Origin of the sequence: Vibrio panuliri, from assembly GCF_009938205.1 — a bacterium.
In the GTDB taxonomy this organism is placed as follows: Bacteria; Pseudomonadota; Gammaproteobacteria; order Enterobacterales; family Vibrionaceae; genus Vibrio; species Vibrio panuliri.
Genome location: NZ_AP019654.1, coordinates 3,112,427 through 3,134,625 on the forward strand (window position 1 = coordinate 3,112,427; position 22,199 = coordinate 3,134,625).

17 protein-coding genes are annotated in these 22,199 nt (G+C 45.3%); 12 read left to right on the forward strand and 5 right to left on the reverse strand.

Annotated elements, in window-relative coordinates:
* Positions 1-1,491 (forward strand): guanosine-5'-triphosphate,3'-diphosphate diphosphatase, encoded by a 1,491-nt coding sequence (gene gppA, locus GZK95_RS14350; RefSeq protein ID WP_151148783.1) that lies wholly within the window; start codon positions 1-3, stop codon positions 1,489-1,491.
* 70 nt (positions 1,492-1,561) lie between these two features.
* Here the strand turns inward: gppA and GZK95_RS14355 are convergent, their stop codons facing one another.
* From GZK95_RS14355 to recQ, 3 genes are all read right to left on the reverse strand, one after another.
* Positions 1,562-2,230 (reverse strand): 7-cyano-7-deazaguanine/7-aminomethyl-7-deazaguanine transporter, encoded by a 669-nt coding sequence (locus tag GZK95_RS14355; protein WP_075706358.1) that lies wholly within the window; start codon positions 2,228-2,230, stop codon positions 1,562-1,564.
* 207 nt (positions 2,231-2,437) lie between these two features.
* A complete protein-coding gene (locus tag GZK95_RS14360) occupies positions 2,438-2,758 on the reverse strand; it encodes a DUF3630 family protein (protein ID WP_075714793.1) in 321 nt (106 codons plus the stop codon).
* On the reverse strand, positions 2,751-4,589 hold the full coding sequence (gene recQ / locus GZK95_RS14365; protein ID WP_075714795.1) for an ATP-dependent DNA helicase RecQ: 1,839 nt from the start codon (positions 4,587-4,589) through the stop codon (positions 2,751-2,753). The genes GZK95_RS14360 and recQ overlap by 8 nt, the downstream gene beginning before the upstream one ends.
* Positions 4,590-4,725: 136 nt before the next feature.
* Between recQ and rarD the strand changes: the two genes are divergently transcribed.
* The 3 genes from rarD (at position 4,726) to GZK95_RS14380 (ending at position 7,315) form a co-directional block, all read left to right on the forward strand.
* Positions 4,726-5,649, forward strand: coding sequence for an EamA family transporter RarD (rarD, locus tag GZK95_RS14370; RefSeq protein WP_075714797.1), 924 nt, complete (start codon positions 4,726-4,728; stop codon positions 5,647-5,649).
* 84 nt (positions 5,650-5,733) lie between these two features.
* The gene (locus tag GZK95_RS14375) at positions 5,734-6,531 is read left to right on the forward strand and encodes a helix-turn-helix transcriptional regulator (protein WP_075714830.1); all 798 of its coding nucleotides are present in this window, start codon (positions 5,734-5,736) and stop codon (positions 6,529-6,531) included.
* A 106-nt stretch (positions 6,532-6,637) separates the two neighbouring features.
* Positions 6,638-7,315, forward strand: a complete 678-nt coding sequence (locus GZK95_RS14380) for a LysE family translocator (RefSeq protein WP_075706363.1) — start codon at positions 6,638-6,640, stop codon at positions 7,313-7,315.
* Between the two features lie 905 nt (positions 7,316-8,220).
* Here GZK95_RS14380 and uvrD read toward each other — a convergent pair.
* Positions 8,221-10,395: a DNA helicase II gene (gene uvrD, locus GZK95_RS14385; RefSeq protein ID WP_151148782.1), complete on the reverse strand. Its 2,175-nt coding sequence runs from the start codon at positions 10,393-10,395 to the stop codon at positions 8,221-8,223.
* A gap of 255 nt (positions 10,396-10,650) precedes the next feature.
* On the opposite strand from uvrD, the gene GZK95_RS14390 reads away from it, so the two are divergent.
* The 4 genes from GZK95_RS14390 to GZK95_RS14405 all read left to right on the forward strand — a co-directional run bounded on the left by GZK95_RS14390 (position 10,651) and on the right by GZK95_RS14405 (position 13,069).
* Entirely contained in the window at positions 10,651-10,905 is a 255-nt protein-coding gene (locus GZK95_RS14390; RefSeq protein ID WP_075647746.1) for a BufA1 family periplasmic bufferin-type metallophore, read from the forward strand.
* Positions 10,906-10,981: 76 nt separating this feature from the next.
* A complete protein-coding gene (gene bufB / locus GZK95_RS14395) occupies positions 10,982-11,839 on the forward strand; it encodes an MNIO family bufferin maturase (RefSeq protein WP_075714832.1) in 858 nt (285 codons plus the stop codon).
* Complete coding sequence (locus GZK95_RS14400; protein WP_075714802.1) at positions 11,836-12,609, forward strand: HvfC/BufC N-terminal domain-containing protein; 774 nt, start codon at positions 11,836-11,838, stop codon at positions 12,607-12,609. The genes bufB and GZK95_RS14400 overlap by 4 nt, the downstream gene beginning before the upstream one ends.
* Positions 12,610-12,619: 10 nt before the next feature.
* The gene (locus tag GZK95_RS14405) at positions 12,620-13,069 is read left to right on the forward strand and encodes a DoxX family protein (protein WP_075706367.1); all 450 of its coding nucleotides are present in this window, start codon (positions 12,620-12,622) and stop codon (positions 13,067-13,069) included.
* Between the two features lie 256 nt (positions 13,070-13,325).
* On the opposite strand, the gene prlC is transcribed toward GZK95_RS14405, so the two are convergent.
* Positions 13,326-15,368, reverse strand: coding sequence for an oligopeptidase A (prlC, locus tag GZK95_RS14410; protein ID WP_075706368.1), 2,043 nt, complete (start codon positions 15,366-15,368; stop codon positions 13,326-13,328).
* A 258-nt stretch (positions 15,369-15,626) separates the two neighbouring features.
* Between prlC and GZK95_RS14415 the strand changes: the two genes are divergently transcribed.
* The 4 genes from GZK95_RS14415 to GZK95_RS14430 all read left to right on the forward strand — a co-directional run bounded on the left by GZK95_RS14415 (position 15,627) and on the right by GZK95_RS14430 (position 21,918).
* A complete protein-coding gene (locus tag GZK95_RS14415) occupies positions 15,627-16,466 on the forward strand; it encodes a 23S rRNA (adenine(2030)-N(6))-methyltransferase RlmJ (protein WP_075714804.1) in 840 nt (279 codons plus the stop codon).
* A gap of 242 nt (positions 16,467-16,708) precedes the next feature.
* On the forward strand, positions 16,709-18,064 hold the full coding sequence (gene gorA / locus GZK95_RS14420; protein ID WP_075706370.1) for a glutathione-disulfide reductase: 1,356 nt from the start codon (positions 16,709-16,711) through the stop codon (positions 18,062-18,064).
* Between the two features lie 282 nt (positions 18,065-18,346).
* The gene (locus tag GZK95_RS14425) at positions 18,347-20,293 is read left to right on the forward strand and encodes a methyl-accepting chemotaxis protein (RefSeq protein WP_075714806.1); all 1,947 of its coding nucleotides are present in this window, start codon (positions 18,347-18,349) and stop codon (positions 20,291-20,293) included.
* 149 nt (positions 20,294-20,442) lie between these two features.
* A complete protein-coding gene (locus GZK95_RS14430) occupies positions 20,443-21,918 on the forward strand; it encodes a hypothetical protein (RefSeq protein ID WP_075714808.1) in 1,476 nt (491 codons plus the stop codon).
* Positions 21,919-22,199: the final 281 nt, after the last annotated feature.

The following is a 22,199-nucleotide window of genomic DNA, read 5'->3' on the forward strand; positions in this document are numbered from 1 at the left end:
ATGAGCCAAGTTGTTCCCTCTCCGCTTTACGCTGCTATCGACCTTGGGTCGAACAGTTTTCATATGCTCGTTGTGCGTCACATTGATGGCAGCGTTCAAACCATGGCCAAAATCAAGCGCAAGGTGCGCCTTGCTGCGGGGTTAAACGAAAACAATGCGTTGAGCCAAGAAGCCATGCAAAGGGGGTGGGACTGCTTGAGTCTATTTGCAGAACGACTGCAAGATATCCCAAAAGAGAACATTCGTATTGTTGGCACCGCAACTTTGCGTACCGCCACGAATGTGGATGTTTTCTTGTCTAAAGCCAATCAAATTCTTAACCACAAGATTGATGTTATCTGTGGTGAGGAAGAGGCTGCCACTATATACAAAGGCGTTGCGCATACCTCAGGGGGAAGCGGGCGTCGTTTGGTGGTGGATATTGGTGGAGCAAGTACTGAGTTAATCATCGGTGAAGGTTTTGAAGCCAAAGCGCTCACCAGCCTAAAAATGGGCTGTGTTACTTGGCTTGAGCGTCATTTTAAAGATCGCCAACTGACTATGGCTAACTTTAATCAAGCCATTGCCGCAGCCAAAGAAACCCTGCAACCGATTCTCGAACAATACCGTTCCCTTGGGTGGGACGTGTGCGTCGGAGCATCAGGTACGGTACAAGCGCTGCAAGAAATTATGCTGGCACAAGGTATGGATGAGGTGATCACCCATGCGAAGTTAAAACGCCTGCAAAAACAAGCAATGCTGGCTGATCACCTAGAAGAGCTGGAAATTGAAGGCTTAACTCTAGAGCGAGCATTGGTGTTCCCTAGTGGGCTTTCAATTTTGATTGCCATCTTCGAACTGTTAGAAATTGACTCGATGACACTAGCGGGCGGTGCTTTACGTGAAGGTTTAGTGTACGAAATGGTTGATGAGTTAAAGCAAGATGATATTCGCGCTCGTACCATTACCAGCGTACAGACACGTTACCAAATCGACACAGTCTATGGTGAACAAGTGGCGATACTCGCCGCACGTTTACTCAAACAGTGCCAAACAGATTGGCTGCCAGAGTCACAAGCGAAAGTACTGCTAGAAACCGCAGCTAAACTGCATGAAATCGGTTTAACCATCGACTTTAAGAAAGGTGGCGAACACAGCGCCTATCTGCTGAGTCACTTAGACTTACCCGGCTATACTCGGGCGCAGAAGCATCTGTTAGCGGAAGTGACTCGCCGTTATCGCGAGCAATTAACGTCTCTCCCTGAACAACATGCTATTTCAGGCACCAGCGCTAAACGCTTACTACGTTTATTACGCTTAGCGGTATTGCTCACCCATCGCCGTAACCCTGACCTTGAACCTCAGGTTTCACTGCAAACCGAAGGCGACAATCTTAAACTGTCGATTTCAACCCATTGGTTGGAGCAAAACCCTTTAACTGCCGCTGACCTGGAAATTGAAGCAAACCGACAAAGCGATATTGGTTGGCCTCTAACGATTATTAGCCAGTAAGCTGATACAGATACACAAAGCCCGAGTAGAAATACTCGGGCTTTTTTAATCCTCACACCATAAAAGCTAACTAGTTAGCTCCGACGATCTTAAAGTCTGGATTTGTCGCGGTCAGTTTCTTCACTAGGTAGTTTAGAAGCACACCGTACATTGGTACAAACAGACCTAAACTAATCACTAGTTTGAATCCGTAATCCACTAACGCAATTTCCATCCAGTGCTCTGCCATAAATGGATCTGGGCTCTGGTAAAAAGCAATGGCAAAGAAGGCAATGGTATCAAGTGCATTACCAAACAAGGTTGAACAGGTTGGCGCGACCCACCATTGCTTCATTTGGCGCAGGCGGTTAAATACGTGAACATCCATAATCTGACCAAGCAGATACGCCATAAAGCTTGCGGCGGCAATACGCGCAACAAACAAGTTAAACTCACCTAAGTGTGCAAAACCTTGGAACTGACCTTCAAAAAACAGCACGGATAAGCCATAAGAGACAGCTAAAGCAGGAAGCATCACTAAGAAAATGATTCTACGCGCCAACTGAGCACCAAAAATACGTACGGTTAAGTCAGTTGCCAAGAAAATAAACGGGAAAGTGAATGCACCCCATGTGGTATGAAAACCCATGATGGTAAAAGGAAGCTGAACTAGGTAGTTACTTGATGCAATAATGATCAGGTGGAACAGAACTAGATAGATAAGGGCGTTGCGCTGCTGCGCAGGGGTAAAGTTACTCATGCGATACCTTTTTAGTTTGGTTTGGGGGTGAGGGAACCCAAATCGAATCAACTCAGTCGCGTCTCTGCGACAAGCAACTAAGTGAACTCTTACCAACAATGTTAAAAAAATGGCTTAATCCGCATCTATGTGCGTCATCAAGCAAGGCGGGCGATTATACATTAACCAAATTGTGCTGCAAGATGGTTTTTCGTCCTCGTCCCAGAGTTAATGCAAGTCAAAGCCTGCATTAAACAAACCGGCTAAATAATCGAGTTCTTCACTGCTTGTCGAACCAGCCAGTGACTCTAGCCAGATACTTTCCGAGTAATGCTCTGCTTTTAAAAACAGCTGATAGCCTTCAAAGTCGATTAACCAAGAGTGGATATCTGCATCACATTGCTTTTCAATTACACTGGCCGACAACGTCGCCAGTAGACGCTCACCCAGTAAAGGGAACGTGTCAAAGTCGAAGCGAGGGGCTCGTAATATGATTCTTCCTTGTGCCACTTGATACTCAATCAAACCAAAATCCTTTTGCTTAGCCATGATGCGTAATGTGCTCCTGAATTAAATCTAAGAATGGATCTGCGTATTTTTCTAACTTACGTTGCCCTACACCATTAACAGCCAGCATTTCTCCGTAAGAGGTCGGCAAAATTTCAGCCATATCAATCAGGGTGGCATCACTGAACACCACATAAGGTGGCAAACCATCTTCATCCGCAATCGACTTACGCAATTTGCGTAACTTCGCGAAAAGCTTTTTATCGTAGTTTTTACTGGTGAGTTTATCTGATCTCGCTGCTCTAACCGCGGTATCCAAACGTGGGACAGCTAACTCTAAGCTCATATCCCCACGTAGAAGTGGGCGCGCTTCTTCCGTTAACTGCAACGTTGAGTTACGAGTGATGTTTTGAAACAACATGCCTTTGTGGATCAACTGACGGAAAATACTCACCCAGTAGTCGTGGCTGTGGTCTCGACCTAGTCCATACGTCGAGATTTTGTCATGACCGTGCTCGCGAATGCGGATGTTCTGCATACCGCGCAGAACTTCCACCACGTAACCAATACCAAAACTTTGATTAACACGGTAAACGCAAGAGAGTGCCTTTTGTGCCTCTTGTGTCGCATCAAAGTGCTTTGGCGGGTCTAAACAGATATCGCAGTTCCCACAAGGTTTGTCGCGATACTCACCAAAATAGTTCAATAACACCTGTCGACGACAAGTCTGAGCTTCAGCAAAGGCGCTCATTGCATTGAGTTTATGCGCTTCAACTTGCTTCTGCGGCCCTTCATCTTTTTCATCAAGCATACGGCGCAACCAGCCAATGTCCGCAGGGTCATAGAGCATCATCGCTTCAGCGGGCAAACCATCACGCCCTGCTCGCCCTGTTTCTTGATAGTAAGATTCAATATTACGCGGAATATCAAAGTGCACCACAAAACGTACGTTTGGCTTATTAATCCCCATGCCGAAGGCGACTGTTGCCACGACAATTTGAATATCATCACGCTGAAATGCTTCTTGAACATAGGCACGTTCATCTGCTTCCATACCTGCGTGGTAACTGGCTGCACGAATATGGTTGTTACACAGTTTCTCCGTCAACATTTCCACTTTCTTGCGGCTACCACAATAGATAATGCCGCAATGACCTTTCTGCGTATCAAGGTAGCGGATAATTTGTGAAACTGGCTTATGCTTTTCCAGCAAGGTGTAACGAATGTTTGGACGATCAAAGCTGCCCAAATAGATATGCGGTTCAGCCAATTGTAAGCGACTGGTGATATCAATACGTGTTGCATCATCCGCTGTCGCTGTCAGCGCCATTACCGGCACATGAGGGAAATATTGCTTAAGTTGCCCGAGAGCGGCGTACTCCGGACGAAAATCGTGTCCCCATTGAGAAATACAGTGCGCTTCATCAACCGCAATCATACTCAGCGGCAAACTCTCAAGACGCTCAATAAAATCTCGCATGAGTACACGCTCTGGCGAGACATAAACCAGCTTCAGCTTACCTGTGTGCATACGGTTATAGACCGAAATCAGTTCTTCGCGAGGCATTGTCGAGTTAACGCACTCAGCCGCGACCCCATTCGCCTTAAGTTGGTCAACTTGGTCTTTCATTAATGAGATAAGCGGTGAAATCACTAGCGTAATACCACTACGTACCAACGCCGGGATTTGATAACAGAGAGATTTACCACCACCTGTCGGCATAATGACCAGGCTGTCACGCCCAGCAATGGCTGCATCAATCACTTGCTCTTGCCCAATTCGGAATGTTTGATAGCCGAACACTTGCTCAAGTACACTTTGTGCAGTGATTGGCGACTGTTCGTCAGTTTGGGCAAGCAATGTTGAGCTCATTGATTCTCTCTATTTTCTCATAATGAGGTTGGGGGCACATTGTAGAGGGGAATGGTGGTGAATTAAACTGCAAATTAACTAACCGGATCTTATACTGCCCAATCCTTTCTTATCTTTTCCAACTAGTGATCTTTGTATGACAACCGAAGAAGAACAACAACGATCGCGCCAAGGCGTTTTACTGGCGATCGGTGCCTACACCATGTGGGGAATTGCACCGATATACTTCAAAGCCTTAGGTGCCGTTCCCGCATTAGAAATTTTGAGCCATCGTGTTATTTGGTCGTTTTTTTTACTGGCTGCGTTACTCCATTTTGGTCGCCATTGGCGATCGGTTCGAGACATTTTTAGCGACAAACGTAAGCTAATTTATTTAACTACATCCGCGATTTTAATTGGCACTAACTGGCTGATTTTTATCTGGGCCGTCAATGCCAACCATATGCTTGATGCCAGTCTCGGTTACTACATTAACCCATTGATTAATGTTTTATTGGGGATGTTATTTCTTGGCGAAAGGCTAAGAAAACTGCAATGGGTCGCTGTTGCACTGGCTGCCACTGGCGTAATCATCCAACTGGTTGCCTTTGGCTCGGTTCCATTAGTTGCTATGGCGTTGGCCGGCACATTTGGCTTTTATGGTCTATTGCGTAAAAAAGTCAGTGTTAATGCCCAAACAGGCCTGTTTGTCGAAACTTTAGTATTGATGCCTGCCGCTCTGATTTATGTGTTATGGATCGCCAACTCTGCCACATCAAACTTTGCCGACAATGCGACAAGCTTAAACTTGCTACTGGTTGCCGCAGGTGTGATCACCACCTTGCCATTACTCTGTTTCACTGGTGCTGCGAATCGCTTGAAACTATCGACGTTAGGTTTTTTCCAGTATATCGGACCAAGCTTAATGTTTTTACTTGCAGTGGCGGTGTACGGCGAAGCGTTCTCACTCGATAAAGCCATGACCTTTGTCTTTATTTGGGGTGCATTAGTTGTCTTCAGCTTTGACGGCTTACGCAATAATCGCCGCAACAAAAAACACTCACAGACCAGCAGCAAATAACTGTCTTAATGGTTGATCGTTTTTTACAAGACAAACCAAACCTTCAACGTTAAGCTTGGTGAAACATTCACCAAGCTTTTTGTTATGGAACACGCCAATTATCGCAACACCATCAGTGAGTCGATAAACCTAATTGACGCACATTACCAACGCTTTAGCTTTCAACGTCATTATCATCTCGACTTTCATATTGGCTTGATCACTCAAGGCGAACAAAAGTTCCAGCACAAAGGCAGCACGCATCACGTGCAACAGGGTCATGTTGTGATCATGCAGCCCGACGAGTTGCATGATGGCCACTCAGTACTTGCCAGTGGTTATCAAACCAAAGTGTTCTCTCTTAACCCACAATGGTTATCAAGTCTCGCCAATGAAAGCAACTCGCATAATATGGTTAGTTTTCGTCAGCCGGTACTTAGTGACCCAGTAATTTTCAGACAGCTTTATCAACTGCACCAACTGCTCGCAGGGCAAAATCTCAGTCAACTCGCAAAAGATTGCTTACCTTTGGAGGGCTTTGAGCGACTATTCAAACACTATGGTCAAACGCAAGCTCCCACGATACATAACTTAGGAACCCAATCGACAGAAATACTTAAAGAGTTTATTTGGCACAATATTGATCTGCCAATTAGGCTCGAGCAGTTGGCGAGCTTGTGCGATCTTACTCCGACTCAGTTCCAACGCCATTTCAAAGCGACTATGGGAATGAGCCCTTACGCATGGCTCAGTCGACTGCGTCTTGAATACGCAATGAAGTTGTTGCGTGAAGGTCATAGTGCCACACAAGTCGCGTATCAAGTTGGCTTCTACGATCAGGCTCATTTCACTAAAGCATTTAAAATCAACTTCGGTATTACGCCGAAGCAAGCCTCGCTTTAATCTCACCAGTGATCAAAATTTACAATGATTCCACTCCCTAGCGCTCAATAATAGTTTGGTATTTACTTCACCAAGCAGCACAGACTGCAGACTAAGAATCATTGCTATGAACGAATTAACAATACTTGCCACACTGGCTTCTATTCACTGGGTTGCGCTGATGAGCCCAGGTCCTGATTTTGCTTTGGTGGTGCAAAACACCACACGCTATGGTCGACAAACTGGTCTTTACATAGCATTAGGGCTTTCTTGCGGTATTTTGCTGCATTCCATATTAAGCCTTACCGGTGTTAGTTACCTTGTTCATCAACACCCAGGACTATTTGCCATGGTACAACTGTTGGGCGGCAGCTATTTACTTTATTTGGGGATTGGTGCTTTGCGCGGGTTATGGTTGCGCCGGTATGCCGACCATTCTGATAAAAATGCCACTCAACAAACTGGTGATTTCCTACTGGCAAGCAAACGCCAAGCATTCTCTCGCGGTTTCGCCACCAACATACTCAACCCCAAGGCACTGGTCTTTTTTATCAGTTTGATGTCGAGTTTGGTGCCTGCAGGTATGTCACTTGGGGGCAAAGGCGCAGCTTTAGTCATTTTGTGGGCGCTGTCGTTTCTCTGGTTTGCTCTATTGGCTTGGCTACTTTCGAGCTCAAAACTACAAAGCAAACTGCATAATGCAGCAAAATATATCGATGCCGCGTGTGGATTTATCTTTTCGCTGATTGGTTTTACTATTTTATTAAGCTCATTAGCAGATATCACCATGATGCTGCTTGAATAGACGATCATCGATCATCCCGAACGCTTGTGAGAGATCTCTTACAAAAGGATACGGATATTTCGTATAGTCGCGCAGAAAAGAGAAAACAGCCACACGTAAGCTATTGTTATAATTACACTTGGTCTAAATTTGAACAATTATTAAGAAAAATAAGCGATTTTGCTAGATTGTTCTAAAGTGAGAAAGACGTAATATTAAACCTGTCGGAAGGATACTGACATGGAACAGGAAATTACCACGGATTAGGTAATCTTCAGGAAGAAGATACGGTTATTCAGGATGAATAGTCGGCATGGAAAGCAAATTGGACATTGAACGGACGCAATAGTAACTAGGATGGTTGCTACTAAGGATGGGAAATGGACACCTCTGGACGAGGCAAGGACTGAACATCAGGATGATGTCATGGACACCGCTCAGGGACCAAGTGATGAGAGCTAACGAGGATTGTTAGTGGACCAGGATAAGGTCAAGGACACCGCTAGGATGGCGACGAAAGGAATACGCTGAAGGAATACAGCACACTATCATGGATTTGATGCATGGAGCACTTTTAGTAGCCGGATTGCTGCGAGTAAGACTATAACCCCGAAGGGCCTTGGCCCTCGGGGTTTTTCTTTTCCTTCTGCATAGAGCACAACTCAAACTCTCTCTACTCTGAATAGTCATCTTCTGCCATAAACCGTCTCGATACGACATGCCTAGTCTGTACAGCTAACAATATTCTTGTGCAAAATAAGCGGATTCACACCGCTAGAAGCAAAGATAATTAATTTATAAATAACAATGCCTTATTTGACACTAACTATCTAATGTACAGCTTTTTAAGCTTTTGGACACCGATAGGCCAAATACTAAAAAGGCGTACCAAAGCACGCCTTTTGAACTCAGTTTTTATTGGCTAATTAGAGTTTTTCTAATCGCGCATAAGCGGTGACGAGCCACTTGATACCTTCACCATTAAAAGCAACTTGTACTCGGCTTTGTGGACCACTACCTTCAAAGTTGATAATAGTGCCCTCACCAAATTTTGGATGCAGTACGCGAGAGCCTAAAGTGAAACCTGTTTCGTTAAAGTTTTCCTTTACGACCGTTTGACTAAAGCGACCTGCGCTGGTTGGACGGCTCACTTGCGCTTTCATACGCACCTCATCCAAACAAGCTTCTGGCAACTCTTTAATAAAACGCGACGGTTTGTGGTACTTATCCTGACCATACAAGCGACGCATCTCTGCATAGGTGATATAAAGCTTTTCCATCGCACGCGTCATGCCTACATAGCAAAGACGACGTTCTTCTTCCAAGCGGCCTGCTTCTTCAGCAGACATTTGGCTTGGGAACATGCCCTCTTCGACGCCCACCATAAACACCAGTGGGAACTCCAGACCTTTTGCACTGTGTAGCGTCATTAGCTGCACCGCATCTTCAAACTCGTCCGCCTGACCCTCGCCAGCTTCTAATGCAGCGTGAGTCAAGAAAGCGGTTAGCTCACTCATTTCATCCGCTTCTTCCGGCTTTTCAAACTGACGCGTTGCGGTAACCAGTTCTTCCAAGTTCTCAATGCGCGCCTTAGATTTTTCGCCTTTCTCTTGCTCATACATTGCAAACAAACCCGAGGATTTGATCACATGGTCTGTTTGTTGATGCATTGGCATTTCACAAGTGTCATCTTCCAAGGCATTGATTAGCTCAATAAAACGACTTAACGCTCCCGCAGCACGCCCCGTCAGCACCTGCTCGTCAATCAGTGCGATACTCGCTTCCCACAAAGTGCAACCACGATCACGAGCGGCAAAACGCACTGTTTCCAAGGTCTTATCACCTAAGCCACGCGTTGGAGTATTCACGATACGTTCAAATGCCGCATCATTGTCACGGTTATTTATCAAGCGCATATAACCTAACGCATCACGGATCTCTTGGCGCTCGAAGAATCGCATCCCGCCATAAATTCGATATGGCAAGCCCGCTTGCAGCAACGCTTCTTCCAACACACGTGATTGGGCGTTATTGCGGTACAGCATGGCAGTATCGTTCAGCGCGCCACCTTTGTCTTGCCACTCTTTAATTTTGCCAACCGCAAAACGCGCTTCATCCAACTCATTGTAAGCGGCATAAACAGAAATAGGCTCACCCACATTACCATCAGTCCATAGCTCTTTACCCATACGCTCTGTATTGTTGGCAATCAGCGTGTTAGAGGCTTCTAGAATGGTTTTAGTCGAGCGGTAGTTTTGCTCCAAACGAATCGTATTAACACTAGGAAACTCGAGGGTAAATTTCTCAATGTTTTCAATTTTAGCGCCACGCCAACCATAAATTGATTGGTCATCATCACCGACGATCATTACGCGCGTATCAACCCCTGCCATCATACGAAGCCAAGCGTATTGGATATTGTTGGTATCTTGAAATTCGTCAACCAAGATGTGTTTAAAGCGAGCTTGGTAATGCTCTCGAATCGCCGCTTTATCACGCAACAATTCATGTGCTCTTAATAAAATTTCAGCAAAATCGACTAAACCTGCTCGGTCACAAGCTTCTTGATAAGCGCTATAAAGCTGCAAATAAGTTTTGGTAACTGGATCATGGTAAGCATCTATGTGCTGCGGGCGCAGACCTTCATCTTTCTTGCCGTTAATCCACCAGCAAACTTGGCGAGGTGGCCACTGTTTTTCATCAAGATTCTGTGCTTTGATCAAACGTTTGAGCAAACGCTGCTGATCATCGCTATCAATGATTTGAAAATCTTCCGGCAGCTTAGCATCAAGATAATGTGCACGCAGAATACGGTGACAGATACCATGGAAAGTCCCGTTCCACATTCCTGACGCACTGCCCATCATCAACTCTTCGATACGACCTCGCATCTCTGCTGCCGCTTTGTTGGTAAAGGTAACCGACATAATTGAAAAAGGTGACGCTTGTTCTACGGACATCAGCCATGCGATGCGGTGCACTAGCACGCGAGTTTTACCACTCCCTGCCCCAGCAAGAACGAGCAGGTTTTCAATTGGAGCAGCAACGGCTTCACGCTGTTTATCGTTAAGACCGTCGAGGAGTAAAGAGGGATCCATCATGACTAAGCTACTGGTTATTTATACATAAAAGTTGATTATAACCTAAACAGCTTGGTGATATGAGCAGAAAACCGAGAATTTTTTACCAATTTTTATCGCTTACACATCAAACAATTACATAACAAATAAGCATCATTTTTCGATCAAATTCAGATTTTATGAAATTTTCTCTGCTGCTTTTCTATCCTATTAAGTGAGCAAACTGTTGAACAGTCTGCCAAATTTAATCAAGGAAATCAGTCTGAGGAATCTACTATGAAAAAATCTAATCTAGCTGTAACTGCTGCAATCACGGGTCTACTGGCTATGGGTACGCTAACGGCAGCACCAGCAGTCGCTGCTGAAAAAGAGAAATGCTATGGCGTGTCTAAAGCAGGTAAAAATGACTGCGCAACCAAAACGAGCTCATGTGCTGGTACTGCTAAAGAAGATGGTCAGAAAGATGCATTCGTGGTGGTTCCGAAAGGTCTATGCGAAAAACTGGTTGGTGGTAGCACTGAGTCAGCTTAAGTCTTGTATGACGCGCTGAGCTCAACAGCGCGTCATCTCTTTTTCACGACATTTCTGCTAGGGATCAACCGTGACGATTAAACACTTTCACCCATCAATCGGGGTTGGATTACGCTCACCACATATCGACTATTTTCTAACTGAGCCTACACCACTATCTTGGTTAGAAATCCACAGCGAAAATTACTTTAAACCCGACTCGATTGCTCGCCAGCAACTGCGCCAAATCCGTCAGAATTATCAAGTTAGCTGTCATGGCATTGGTTTATCACTGGGTAGTGTTGAACGTGTAAATCCGCTGCATATCAAACAGCTATGCAATTTAGTTGATGACGTGGAACCTATCTTAATCTCTGATCATTTGAGTTGGAGTGAAAACGGTGGGCACTATTTTAACGACCTACTTCCTCTTCCATACACAGAAGAAGCCTTAACCGTGTTCTGTCGGAATGTGCTTGAAGTGCAAGACGCACTTAAGCGCCCATTGTTGGTCGAGAACCCATCGAGCTATGTAAAATTCGCCCACTCCACCATTACTGAATGGGAGTTTCTCGCCGAAGTGCAACGCAGAACCGATTGCCGATTGCTGCTCGATTTCAACAATATCTATGTCTCCGCATTCAACCACGGCTTCGACTGTAAGGAGTATTTACAAGGTATTCCAAGCCATAAAGTCGATGAAATTCACTTGGCAGGTTTTACCGTAAAACAACTCGAGCAAGGTGAGATTTGGATTGATACTCATAGTCGCCCAGTGAGTGATGAGGTATGGCAGCTGTTTCACGAGTGGGTGACAAAAAATGGTACACGACACACATTAATTGAATGGGATTTAGATATTCCGGCTCCAGATGTTCTACTCGGCGAGGCAAGTAAAGCGAGCCAAATCCTAACTGGTGGCGAGGTTAAATACTCAGTCAAGGAGGCATTATGAAGCTTGCGGAGTTGCAACATCAATTTGCCAGCGCCCTGCACTACCATGCGAAAGGTGAAGAGTGCCACATTGTCAGTGACCACTTTAGTGCTGACGAACGCATGCAGATCTACCGCAATAACTTTGTCATCAGCTTGAGCGAAGTCCTTGAGGCGACTTACCCCATGGTGAAAGCACTTTTAGGGGATGAATGCTTTGCGCCAATCGCGCGCCACCATGTGCTTAACCACCCTTTGACCAGTGGTGATGTTACCCATTATGGCGAACATTTTGACCAGTCACTCAATGCATTTCCTGCGGTGATTCAAGCCGCCCCTTACATTGAAGATGTCGCTCGCTTTGAATGGGCATTGGATTTAACGCAGCAACGTTACTCACGCCGACCGCTTGGCAGTCACACTCTCGACCAACTGGCCACGTTACCTGTTGAGCAGCATGGTCAAATACGCTTTCAGCTCTATCCCGATGTCGTGCTATTTGCTAGTGGTTATGCCACTTACGCTTTACATCAAGCCATCAACGAAAACCCAAGTGCACTCTCCCATCTGGATATTCAACAGCCACAACAAGGTGTGTGTGCATGCAATCACGCTGGAGAAACTTGGTGCCTTGCACTTGAAGAAGAGGTTTATCAGTTGCTTAGCAACATCGGCAAAGGGCTCACCTTACAAGAAATCGCCCCCTCTTATCTCACCGCCCTCAATCAACTAATTGAACTTAATTTGATTGCTGGATTTAGCTTAAAACAATCGCAGCCGGAAGACAGATAAGGAGAATATTATGACAACCAAAACCATGCTTGATACCTATGACGCTCTGATCGGCAAATTGCAATGTGTGTTTGTCCCTCTTCTGCTGTTGTTTTGTCGTTTGTGGGTCGCTTGGGTATTTTTCAACTCTGGTCTGATCAAAATCAGCTCATGGGATAGCACTCTCTACCTGTTTGAACTGGAATACCAAGTACCTTTATTGCCTTGGGAGCTAGCCGCATACATGGGTACTGCCGCAGAGCTTATCTTGCCAGTATTTCTTGCATTCGGTTTAGTCACTCGCCCCATGGCAGCCATCCTGTTTGTCTTCAATATTATCGCGGTAGTTTCTTACCCATTGCTATGGGAGAAAGGATTTTATGACCACCAGCTCTGGGGGCTAATGATCTTAATTGTCATCGTTTGGGGGCCTGGTCCAATATCCCTCGATAAGCTGATCAAATCCAAGCTACAAAGCTAATTCCCTAACCACCAAATACAACAAAGCCTTCCAACCGGAAGGCTTTAATATTTCTGCAAGATAAATCTCTTCCAACCCTTCTCAATGCAATTGAGCGTTTCTGCTAGGCACTCACTCTGCTATGTACCTTGTACAAACCCAAACTAGTTGGCGTTGTAGCTAGGCGTCCAAGGAGCAAAGCCTCTGAACATAGACAAACTATGTGATGAGGTTTGCGAGCGCAGGACAACAACGCTACAGCGCCAAATAGGCAGGATTAGGCTAGGATGCCAGAATGACGTAACAACGCATCAATCTCTGGCTCTCTCCCACGAAAACGCTTAAACAGCTCCATCGGCTCTTCACTGCCGCCCATCTCTAGGATGTTATTAAGGAAGCTTTGTCCGGTTTCTTTGTTAAAGATACCTTCCTCTTCAAAGCGTGAGAACGCATCTGAAGAAAGCACTTCTGCCCATAGGTAGCTGTAGTAACCTGCGCTGTAACCACCTGCAAAAATATGGCTAAAGCTGTGAGAGAAACGGTTCCACTCTAGGCCTGGTAGTACGGCGACTTTCGACTTCACTTCGGCTAGGGTTTCTAGCACGCGAGGGCCCACTTCTGGGTCATACTCTGTGTGTAACGTGAAATCAAACAAGCCAAACTCTAGCTGACGCAGAATAAACATCGCGGATTGGAAGTTCTTCGCCGCAAGCATTTTATCGAGCATCTCTTTTGGTAGTGGCTCGCCAGTCTCGTAATGACCTGAGATAAACGCCAGCGCTTCTTCTTCCCAGCACCAGTTTTCGAGGAACTGACTTGGTAGCTCTACCGCATCCCATGGCACACCATTGATACCTGATACTGCACCAGTATTTACTTGAGTCAGCATATGATGAATACCATGACCAAATTCATGGAATAGCGTCACTAGCTCATCATGGGTAAATAGCGCGGGCTTATCACCGACTGGTTTATTGAAATTACAGGTTAGGTAAGCCACTGGGGTCTGTAGTTCACCATCCAAAGTAATTCGGCGACCACGACAGTCATCCATCCACGCACCACCGCGTTTATGTTCACGCGCGTACAAATCAAGATAAAAACTACCACGCAGCGTACCTTCGCTATCAAAGATATCGAAGAAACGCACTGACTCATGCCAAGTGTCGACACCTTGACGCTCAGTCACTGTCATACCAAAGACGCGATTTAATACTTCAAACAGACCACTAACGGCTTTTTGCTCAGGAAAGTAAGGACGTAGCTCTTCATCAGAAATTTGGAATAAGTGCTGCTTCTGTTTTTCGCTGTAGTAAGCAATGTCCCAAAGGTTAAGCTCGGAAACACCAAACTCACTTTGAGCAAATTGACGCAACTCTTCCACTTCACGCTCGCCTTGTGGCTTGGCTTTGGTGGCTAGGTCATTGAGGAAGCCCAAAACTTGATCGGGTGTCTCTGCCATTTTTGTTGCCAGAGACTTTTCGCTGTAAGTGCCAAAACCCAGCATACGAGCGACTTCGTGGCGCAGTTTCAGTTTCTCTGCAATGATTTCACTGTTATCCCACTTGCCGGCGTTTGGACCACGATCTGAAGCGCGCGTTACATACGCTTCGTACAACTCTTGGCGTAGTGCTTGGTTGTCACAGTAGGTCATGACTGGCAGGTAAGAGGGAATATCAAGGGTTAGCAAATAACCATCAAGCTCTTTGGCTTGAGCCGCGGCTTGAGCTGCTGCCAAAGCAGATTCTGGCATACCGGCTAAATCTTTTTCGTCTGTGATGTGCTTGGTCCAACCCATGGTTGCATCCAATACATTATTTGAGAATTGCGAACCTAGCTCTGACATGCGCTTACTGATTTCGCCATAGCGACGTTGCTCTTCTGCAGGCAAACCGATACCTGACAACTCAAAGTCACGTAGAGAATCGGTAATGGTTTTTTGCTGCGCTTGAGTGAGTTCCGCAAATGCCTGACTACTCTTAATGGCTTTATAGGCTTCAAATAGGCCTTTATGTTGACCTACCCAAGTACCGTACTCAGATAGAATTGGCAGGCAGCTCTCATACGCTTCGCGCAGTTCATCACTGTTTACCACAGAGTTCATATGGCTCACTGGTGACCAAATACGACTTAGGCGATCATCCACCTCTTCGATTGGTGCAACGATAGTTTCCCATGTAGGCTCAGCACTTGTAGCCAATACTTGTTCAATTTTATCGCGACAATCACTAATCGCTTGCTCGACTGCAGGCTTAATATGCTCAGGTTTAATCTGAGAGAACGGCGGTAAGTCGGAAAAGGTAAGAAGCGGATTAGACATAATGCATTCCTTATGTTTGCACAAAGCGAACTGACGAGCTCGACACTGAATTCAGAGTTATCTCCCAGTTAAATATAGGTAAGTTAAGTGATTTTCAATAGTCATCTCGATGATTATGCTCACAAGCCAAGCGAAATAAGGGCGCTAACTCAATAAAAAACCATCCTAGGTCGATTCGCCAATACTGCCCCTCTCTCTCACTTAGGTATATACTAACCCCAATTGTAATCCCTAGTATGACCGTATAGAGAGTATCCCTTGCTGAGTTATCGTCACAGTTTTCACGCTGGCAACCATGCCGATGTCGTTAAGCACATTGTGCAAAGCCTTATCCTTGATGCCCTAAAGCAAAAAGATAAGCCTTTTGTTTACCACGATACCCACTCGGGTGTGGGTCGTTATGATCTAACCCACGAATGGTCAGAAAAAACTGGCGAATACAAACAAGGTATCGCACGCATTTGGGACAACCCAAATATCCCTGAAGATATCAAAAGCTACATTGAGTCAATCAAAACGCTTAATAACGGGGAAACTCTGCGTTACTACCCTGGCTCACCGCGAGTCGCACGTGCTCAGATCCGTCAACAAGACCGTATGGTGTTAACCGAGCTTCACCCAAGTGATCATCCATTGCTTGAACAAGAGTTCGAACGCGATCGCCAAGTCAGCATCTACAAAGAAGATGGCTTTAAGCGTCTAAAAGCGAGCTTGCCGCCACAAGAACGTCGCGGCTTAGTACTGATCGACCCACCGTATGAGCTAGCAAAAGAATACCGCGATGTGGTTCAAGCGATTTATCAAAGCCACAAGCGCTGGGCGACTGGCATTTACGCGATTTGGTATCCAGTGGTCAATCGCTGTGATATCGAAGATATGATTGAAGGTTTAGAAGGACTTGGCATTCGCAAGATCCTACAAATTGAACTGGGTGTATCACCAGATACCAACGAGCGTGGTATGACCGCATCAGGCATGATTGTGATTAACCCACCTTGGAAGCTAGAGAGCCAAATGCAAGAAATCTTGCCATTCCTGCAAGAAGCAATTGCTCCCGTGACTGGTCATTGGAAAGTAGACTGGATAGTTCCTGAGTAAAGATAACGCCGAAACAGATAGAGTAACGCAGCGACAATTCTCGCTGCGTTTTTGTTTGCCTTATTCCGCTTTGCTATCCTTTCATCGCTATTTGTCATAAGCAAAGTCACTTTTTCCCATTTAGCAAATTGCTAGACTCGATTTATGATAGGGGCATAGGATAGGCATGGTGATCGTGTTGAGTTGTTCACTCGTCACCCCAATGTATCTGTTATTAGATTAATAAGCTTTTGGAGAAAGTAATGGCGACTCATTTTGACTATATCTGTATCGGTGGCGGCAGCGGCGGCATTGCATCAGCAAACCGTGCAGCTATGTACGGCGCAAAAGTAGCTCTAATTGAAGCGAAAGACCTAGGTGGTACCTGTGTAAACGTAGGTTGCGTACCGAAGAAAGTGATGTGGCATGGTGCACAAATTGCGGAAGCCATGAACTTATACGCTCCAGATTACGGCTTCGATATCGATGTGAAAGGCTTCGATTGGAGTAAACTGGTTGAAAATCGCCAAGCGTATATTGGTCGTATTCACCAATCTTACGATCGCGTGTTAGGTAACAACAAAGTCAATGTCATCAAAGGCTTTGCTAAGTTTATTGACGAGAAAACGGTTGAAGTTAACGGCGAACTATACACAGCCGATCACATTCTTATCGCAGTGGGTGGTCGCCCTACTATTCCAAACATTCCAGGTGCAGAATACGGCATTGATTCAAATGGCTTCTTTGATCTCGCAGAGCAACCAAAACGTGTAGCGGTCGTTGGTGCAGGTTATATCGCGGTTGAAATTGCGGGAGTACTGAGCGCACTTGGCACTGATACGCACCTATTCTGTCGTAAAGAATCTCCTCTGCGTAGCTTTGATCCAATGATTATCGAAACATTGGTAGAAGTGATGAACGCAGAAGGCCCTACACTGCATACCCACTCTGTACCAAAAGAAGTGGTTAAAGAAGCAGATGGCAGCCTGACACTACACCTAGAAAACGGTGAGAGCCAAAACGTTGACCAGCTAATTTGGGCAATTGGTCGTCATCCCGCAACCGATGCGATTAATCTAAGCGCTACTGGCGTTGAAACCAATGAACGCGGCTACATCAAAGTAGATGAGTTCCAAGCAACTAACGTAGCGGGTATCTACTGTGTTGGCGATATTATGGAAGGCGGTATTGAGCTAACGCCTGTTGCGGTTAAAGCAGGCCGTCAGCTTTCTGAGCGTTTGTTCAACAATAAACCAAATGCGAAGATGGACTACGCACTCGTCCCTACCGTGGTATTTAGCCATCCACCTATTGGCACTATCGGTCTAACTGAGCCAGAAGCGATTGCACAATATGGTGAAGGGAACGTGAAAGTCTATACGTCTGGCTTTACTGCGATGTACACGGCGGTTACGCAACATCGTCAACCATGCAAAATGAAACTGGTTTGTGCGGGCGAAGATGAGAAAGTCGTCGGCCTACATGGTATCGGTTTTGCTGTTGATGAAATGATTCAGGGCTTTGGTGTGGCAATGAAGATGGGCGCAACAAAAGCAGACTTTGACTCTGTTGTCGCCATCCACCCAACGGGCTCAGAAGAGTTCGTGACAATGCGTTAATTCGCGCTCGATAAGCAGATAAAACTAGCCACGCTTTCAATGAGATAGCGTGGCTTTTTTGTTCAACACCTTCACTTTTGACTGATCATTTACTTCCTTCTGAATTTCGAACTGCAAATATGCAACACGACTAGTACTTTAGTGCGAGTTATTTCATGTATCCACTCTAAAGTCTCAACTTGTCATATTCTCGCAAGCTCTCCGTTCTTAAACTAATAAGCACTCATTTACATATCAAATATTAATGATATGTCGCGTATACATTTGCTTAGGGAGAGCTTTATGCGTAATTGGAGTCACGTGTCGATTCGAATTCGGATATTCGTAACATTTTCTTTGCTGACGCTGCTCAGTATTGCCAGCGTATCTTTATACCTAGCTAATCACGATTTCAAGCAACAAAAACAAACCCTACTTCGAGAAACCATTCCTGCACACCTAGACAGTCTTGGCGCAAAAATATCAACCTCACTGTTACCCTCTATCAATCATGCACAAGCATTAACAGAATCACTCGAGATCGTTCGCTGGCTCAACTCGCCAAGTTCAGTTGCGGATACCTCTGCGCTACAAAATGGATTTACTCAAATCAAAAATCTTTCTGATGCTGACATTCTCTTTCTAAGCGCAGAAAGCGCATATGGTCAAGAGTACTTTGTTGAGGCCGGTGGTCAGTTTAAACGAATGCTACTGGCAGACTATGTTAATGGTTACTTCTATCAGGAGTTTGTTGATACGAATCAAGAGTATGAGCTCAACCTCGACGAGGTCAATGGCAATAAATTTATGTTTATCAACTACCGAAGCAAGCAAACAAAAGCGGACGGCAAAGAGCCGTTGGTCGTTGCTGGGCTTGGAGTCAATGTCAACAATATGGTAGCGATTGTTGAGCAGCAAGTGATAGGACAAAGCGGTAAAGCGATGTTAGTTGATGAACACGGTCATCTAGACGTGCTTCCTAAAAATACCATTATTAACTCGGAGTCAAGCCAGCAAGCTCTACAAGATATGTTGGATAAAGAACAGCCCTACCAGATTACCACTCGCACCGTAAATGGAACGGAACTGTTCATTGCTAGTAAATGGGTTCCAACTATCAAACGCTTCGTTGTTTTGGAAACCCCTACAGCCGAACTGATGGCACCAATGAAGACTATGGCTTGGAAAGTTCTCGCAGTTTCTTTGATCGTTGGTTCTATAGCGATGGTCATCATGTACTGGCTGGTCAATGCGCTAGTACGACCACTACGTCAACTCACTGAAGGGATAGAACATACCGCAAGCCAATTGCACTTAGGGAAACATGTAGACGTTGATGACAACGCCGAAATCGGTGATGTCGCAAAGCAGTTCAACCATTTTATCGACTGTTTACAAAGCGCCATGCAAAAAGTCAAAAACACCACAGAAAACTCGACCCAAGAAGCCCTAACTCTTAAAAGTAACTCCGAACAAGTTAACCGCGCTTCACACGATCAGCAAGATTCTATCGACAACATTGCCACAAGTACTCAGCAAATTAATGTTGCTTTAGATGGACTTGCGCATTTTTGCGACGAGATAAAATCGGTGTCTGAAAACGGCCAGACCTCTTTAAGGCAAACCGAAAACATTATGGGTCACAGTGTCTCAAGTACTCAAGCATTGCAAAATGACATGATAAAAAGTCAGAAGGACCTCCATGATCTTCACACTCATACAGAGCGTATCTTGAAAGTCCTTGAGGTGATCAGTGCAATTTCAGAACAAACCAATTTATTAGCCCTCAATGCAGCAATTGAGGCGGCTCGCGCTGGTGAGCATGGTCGAGGGTTTGCCGTCGTTGCCGATGAAGTCCGAAGCCTATCCCAACGAACCCATGATTCGACTACTGAAATCCAAGAGATCATCAATAATCTGATGACTGCTTCCACCAATGTCACCGAGCAGATGACATCTATCCACCAAAGCAGTGAAAGTAGCCTACTTGAGCAAAATCAAGCAGCAGAGTCACTCGCCATATTGAGAACGGAGTTAATTAAGCTGTTTGATATGAATGCAAAAATAGCCCAGGAAACACGTTCGAGCAGCGACAGCCTCAATGATATTAGCGGTCACATCAAGAACATCGCAGTACAAGGCCGAGAAAGGGAAGCGTTGTTAGCCAATAGCCAGCAAGCATGCAACACCATCGTCAGTTCGATGCAAGGGTTAACACAAGATGTCGCCAGATTTAAAGGTATCGGATAAGTACTCACTACTTTTCTAACCCGTTTACACCTAAAACCGCAAAATAATTTGCGGTTTTTTATCGCCTTAACGTCCCTAACACCACTAGCGATTCCAGCGCACACTGCTCACAAACCTCAGAGGTAAAATACTTAAGGGATGATTCCAGAATGAAAAAACTGAGTTTACTTGCAGCGTCAATTGTCATCGGCCTTACTGGATGTGGTGGCGATGGTGAAGAGTCCGGCTCTTCAAGCGCCTCTTTTACCTTAACAGCCTTTGACGGCTATTTAAGCAACGCAATTGTATTTATTGATAGTAACGACGACAGTTCTTGGAGCCGTGGTGAAACCATTCTTGGTCTTACCAACCAAGCAGGACAACTGTCACTCGCTACGCGCCCTGAAGGCGTTATTGCGGTGCAAACGCTCACTCCAAATGGTGTCGTGCAACAACGCTTAGTCAGTGATCATCCCGAGTACGAAGGCATCTATACGATTGATATGGATAGACCCGCTCAACCAATGCAACAAGAGGTTGTTTTAAAAACCACAGCCTCCGCTAACGTGGTATCACCTCTTACAGATTGGATTGTCATTGCAATGGAGTCGGGTCAAAGTGAGCAGCAAGCGATAGAGAGCCTGACTACAGCGCTGGGTAAACCTGTCTCGCCATTTGATAACTATTTATCAGGCAATACCACCGACTCTGAACTGCATAAACTGGCACAAATATTAACCGAGACCAAAGCCAACAACGATATTGCTCAGTACAAACAAAATCGTGAGGCTGTGGTAACTAAGGCTCAAGATTTGGTGGATACCATCATCAGCGATCCCAACCTAGACGTCGACAATAGCCATTATATTCCAACAATAGAGATTGCATTGGACAATACATTAAGCAGCAAATCTAACCACCTTATCGTAGTCAACCAACACGTTGCGGGCGCAGTACAACAGACACTATCGTCACTGATGATTAATGACAGCTTTTCAGGGGTAACCATCCCATTAACCAAGTCAATCGATGGCATTGATACTGAGCTGTTCCAAGATGCCGATCAAACAGGCAGCATTGTCCCATCATTAGCTAACTCAGCGGAGCTGAGTGCAAAAGGGCTTAATGCGGTTATCGTCGCGGGGGCGTTAGAGATTACGCCAAATGGAACTTCACTGGTTTCTGGTGAGTATCAAATCAACTTGCAAGCAAGCGACCTAGATAGTGGCGGTAACTTAGTCACGCATGGTCAAGCCTTGTTTCCTGTCACCATTCAAGCTGCCAGTAATAACCAGTTACCCATCGCTGATGATAAGGTAAGTCAATCCCTTCAGGGGCAAATCACCGCCGATTGGAGCTTCCAAGTTGGCACTCCAATTAGCAATATGACACTCGATATTAGTAACCTATTTAATGATCCGGAAGGTGATAAACTGAAGTTTGGCACCCGACCAAGGCTCAGTTATCACTATTTGGAGCGTGGGATTGATGTGGCTTACTCTGCAGATTTTTCAACCTTGACCCTTTCGGGGACACCAACCGGTACTGCCAGTGATGGCACTATGTCGATTGATGTGCAAGATCACTTCCATGGTTACGGCGAATGGACAACGGTGGAACTTAAGTTGCCCGATATTACTCAGTAAAATCACCATACAAAAAGCCAGTCGAGAATCGACTGGCTTTTTCTTTAAATTTTCGCGACTTAGTTCTTTTGCATTGTGATGGGTGAAACTCCGAGGCGAAGTCGCTTGAACAGCCATTCACCTTCATACGTTTAATGACGAAAAGGCCAACTCTATACATAGCTTGTTCAAAACTACCCTTCAAAAATGAGACTTACATTCCACTTTAATCGGAAAAGAGCATAAATAATCATCTATTTGTCAGAAAAAATTGACTTTTTTGTGATTTAAAACACGTTTCA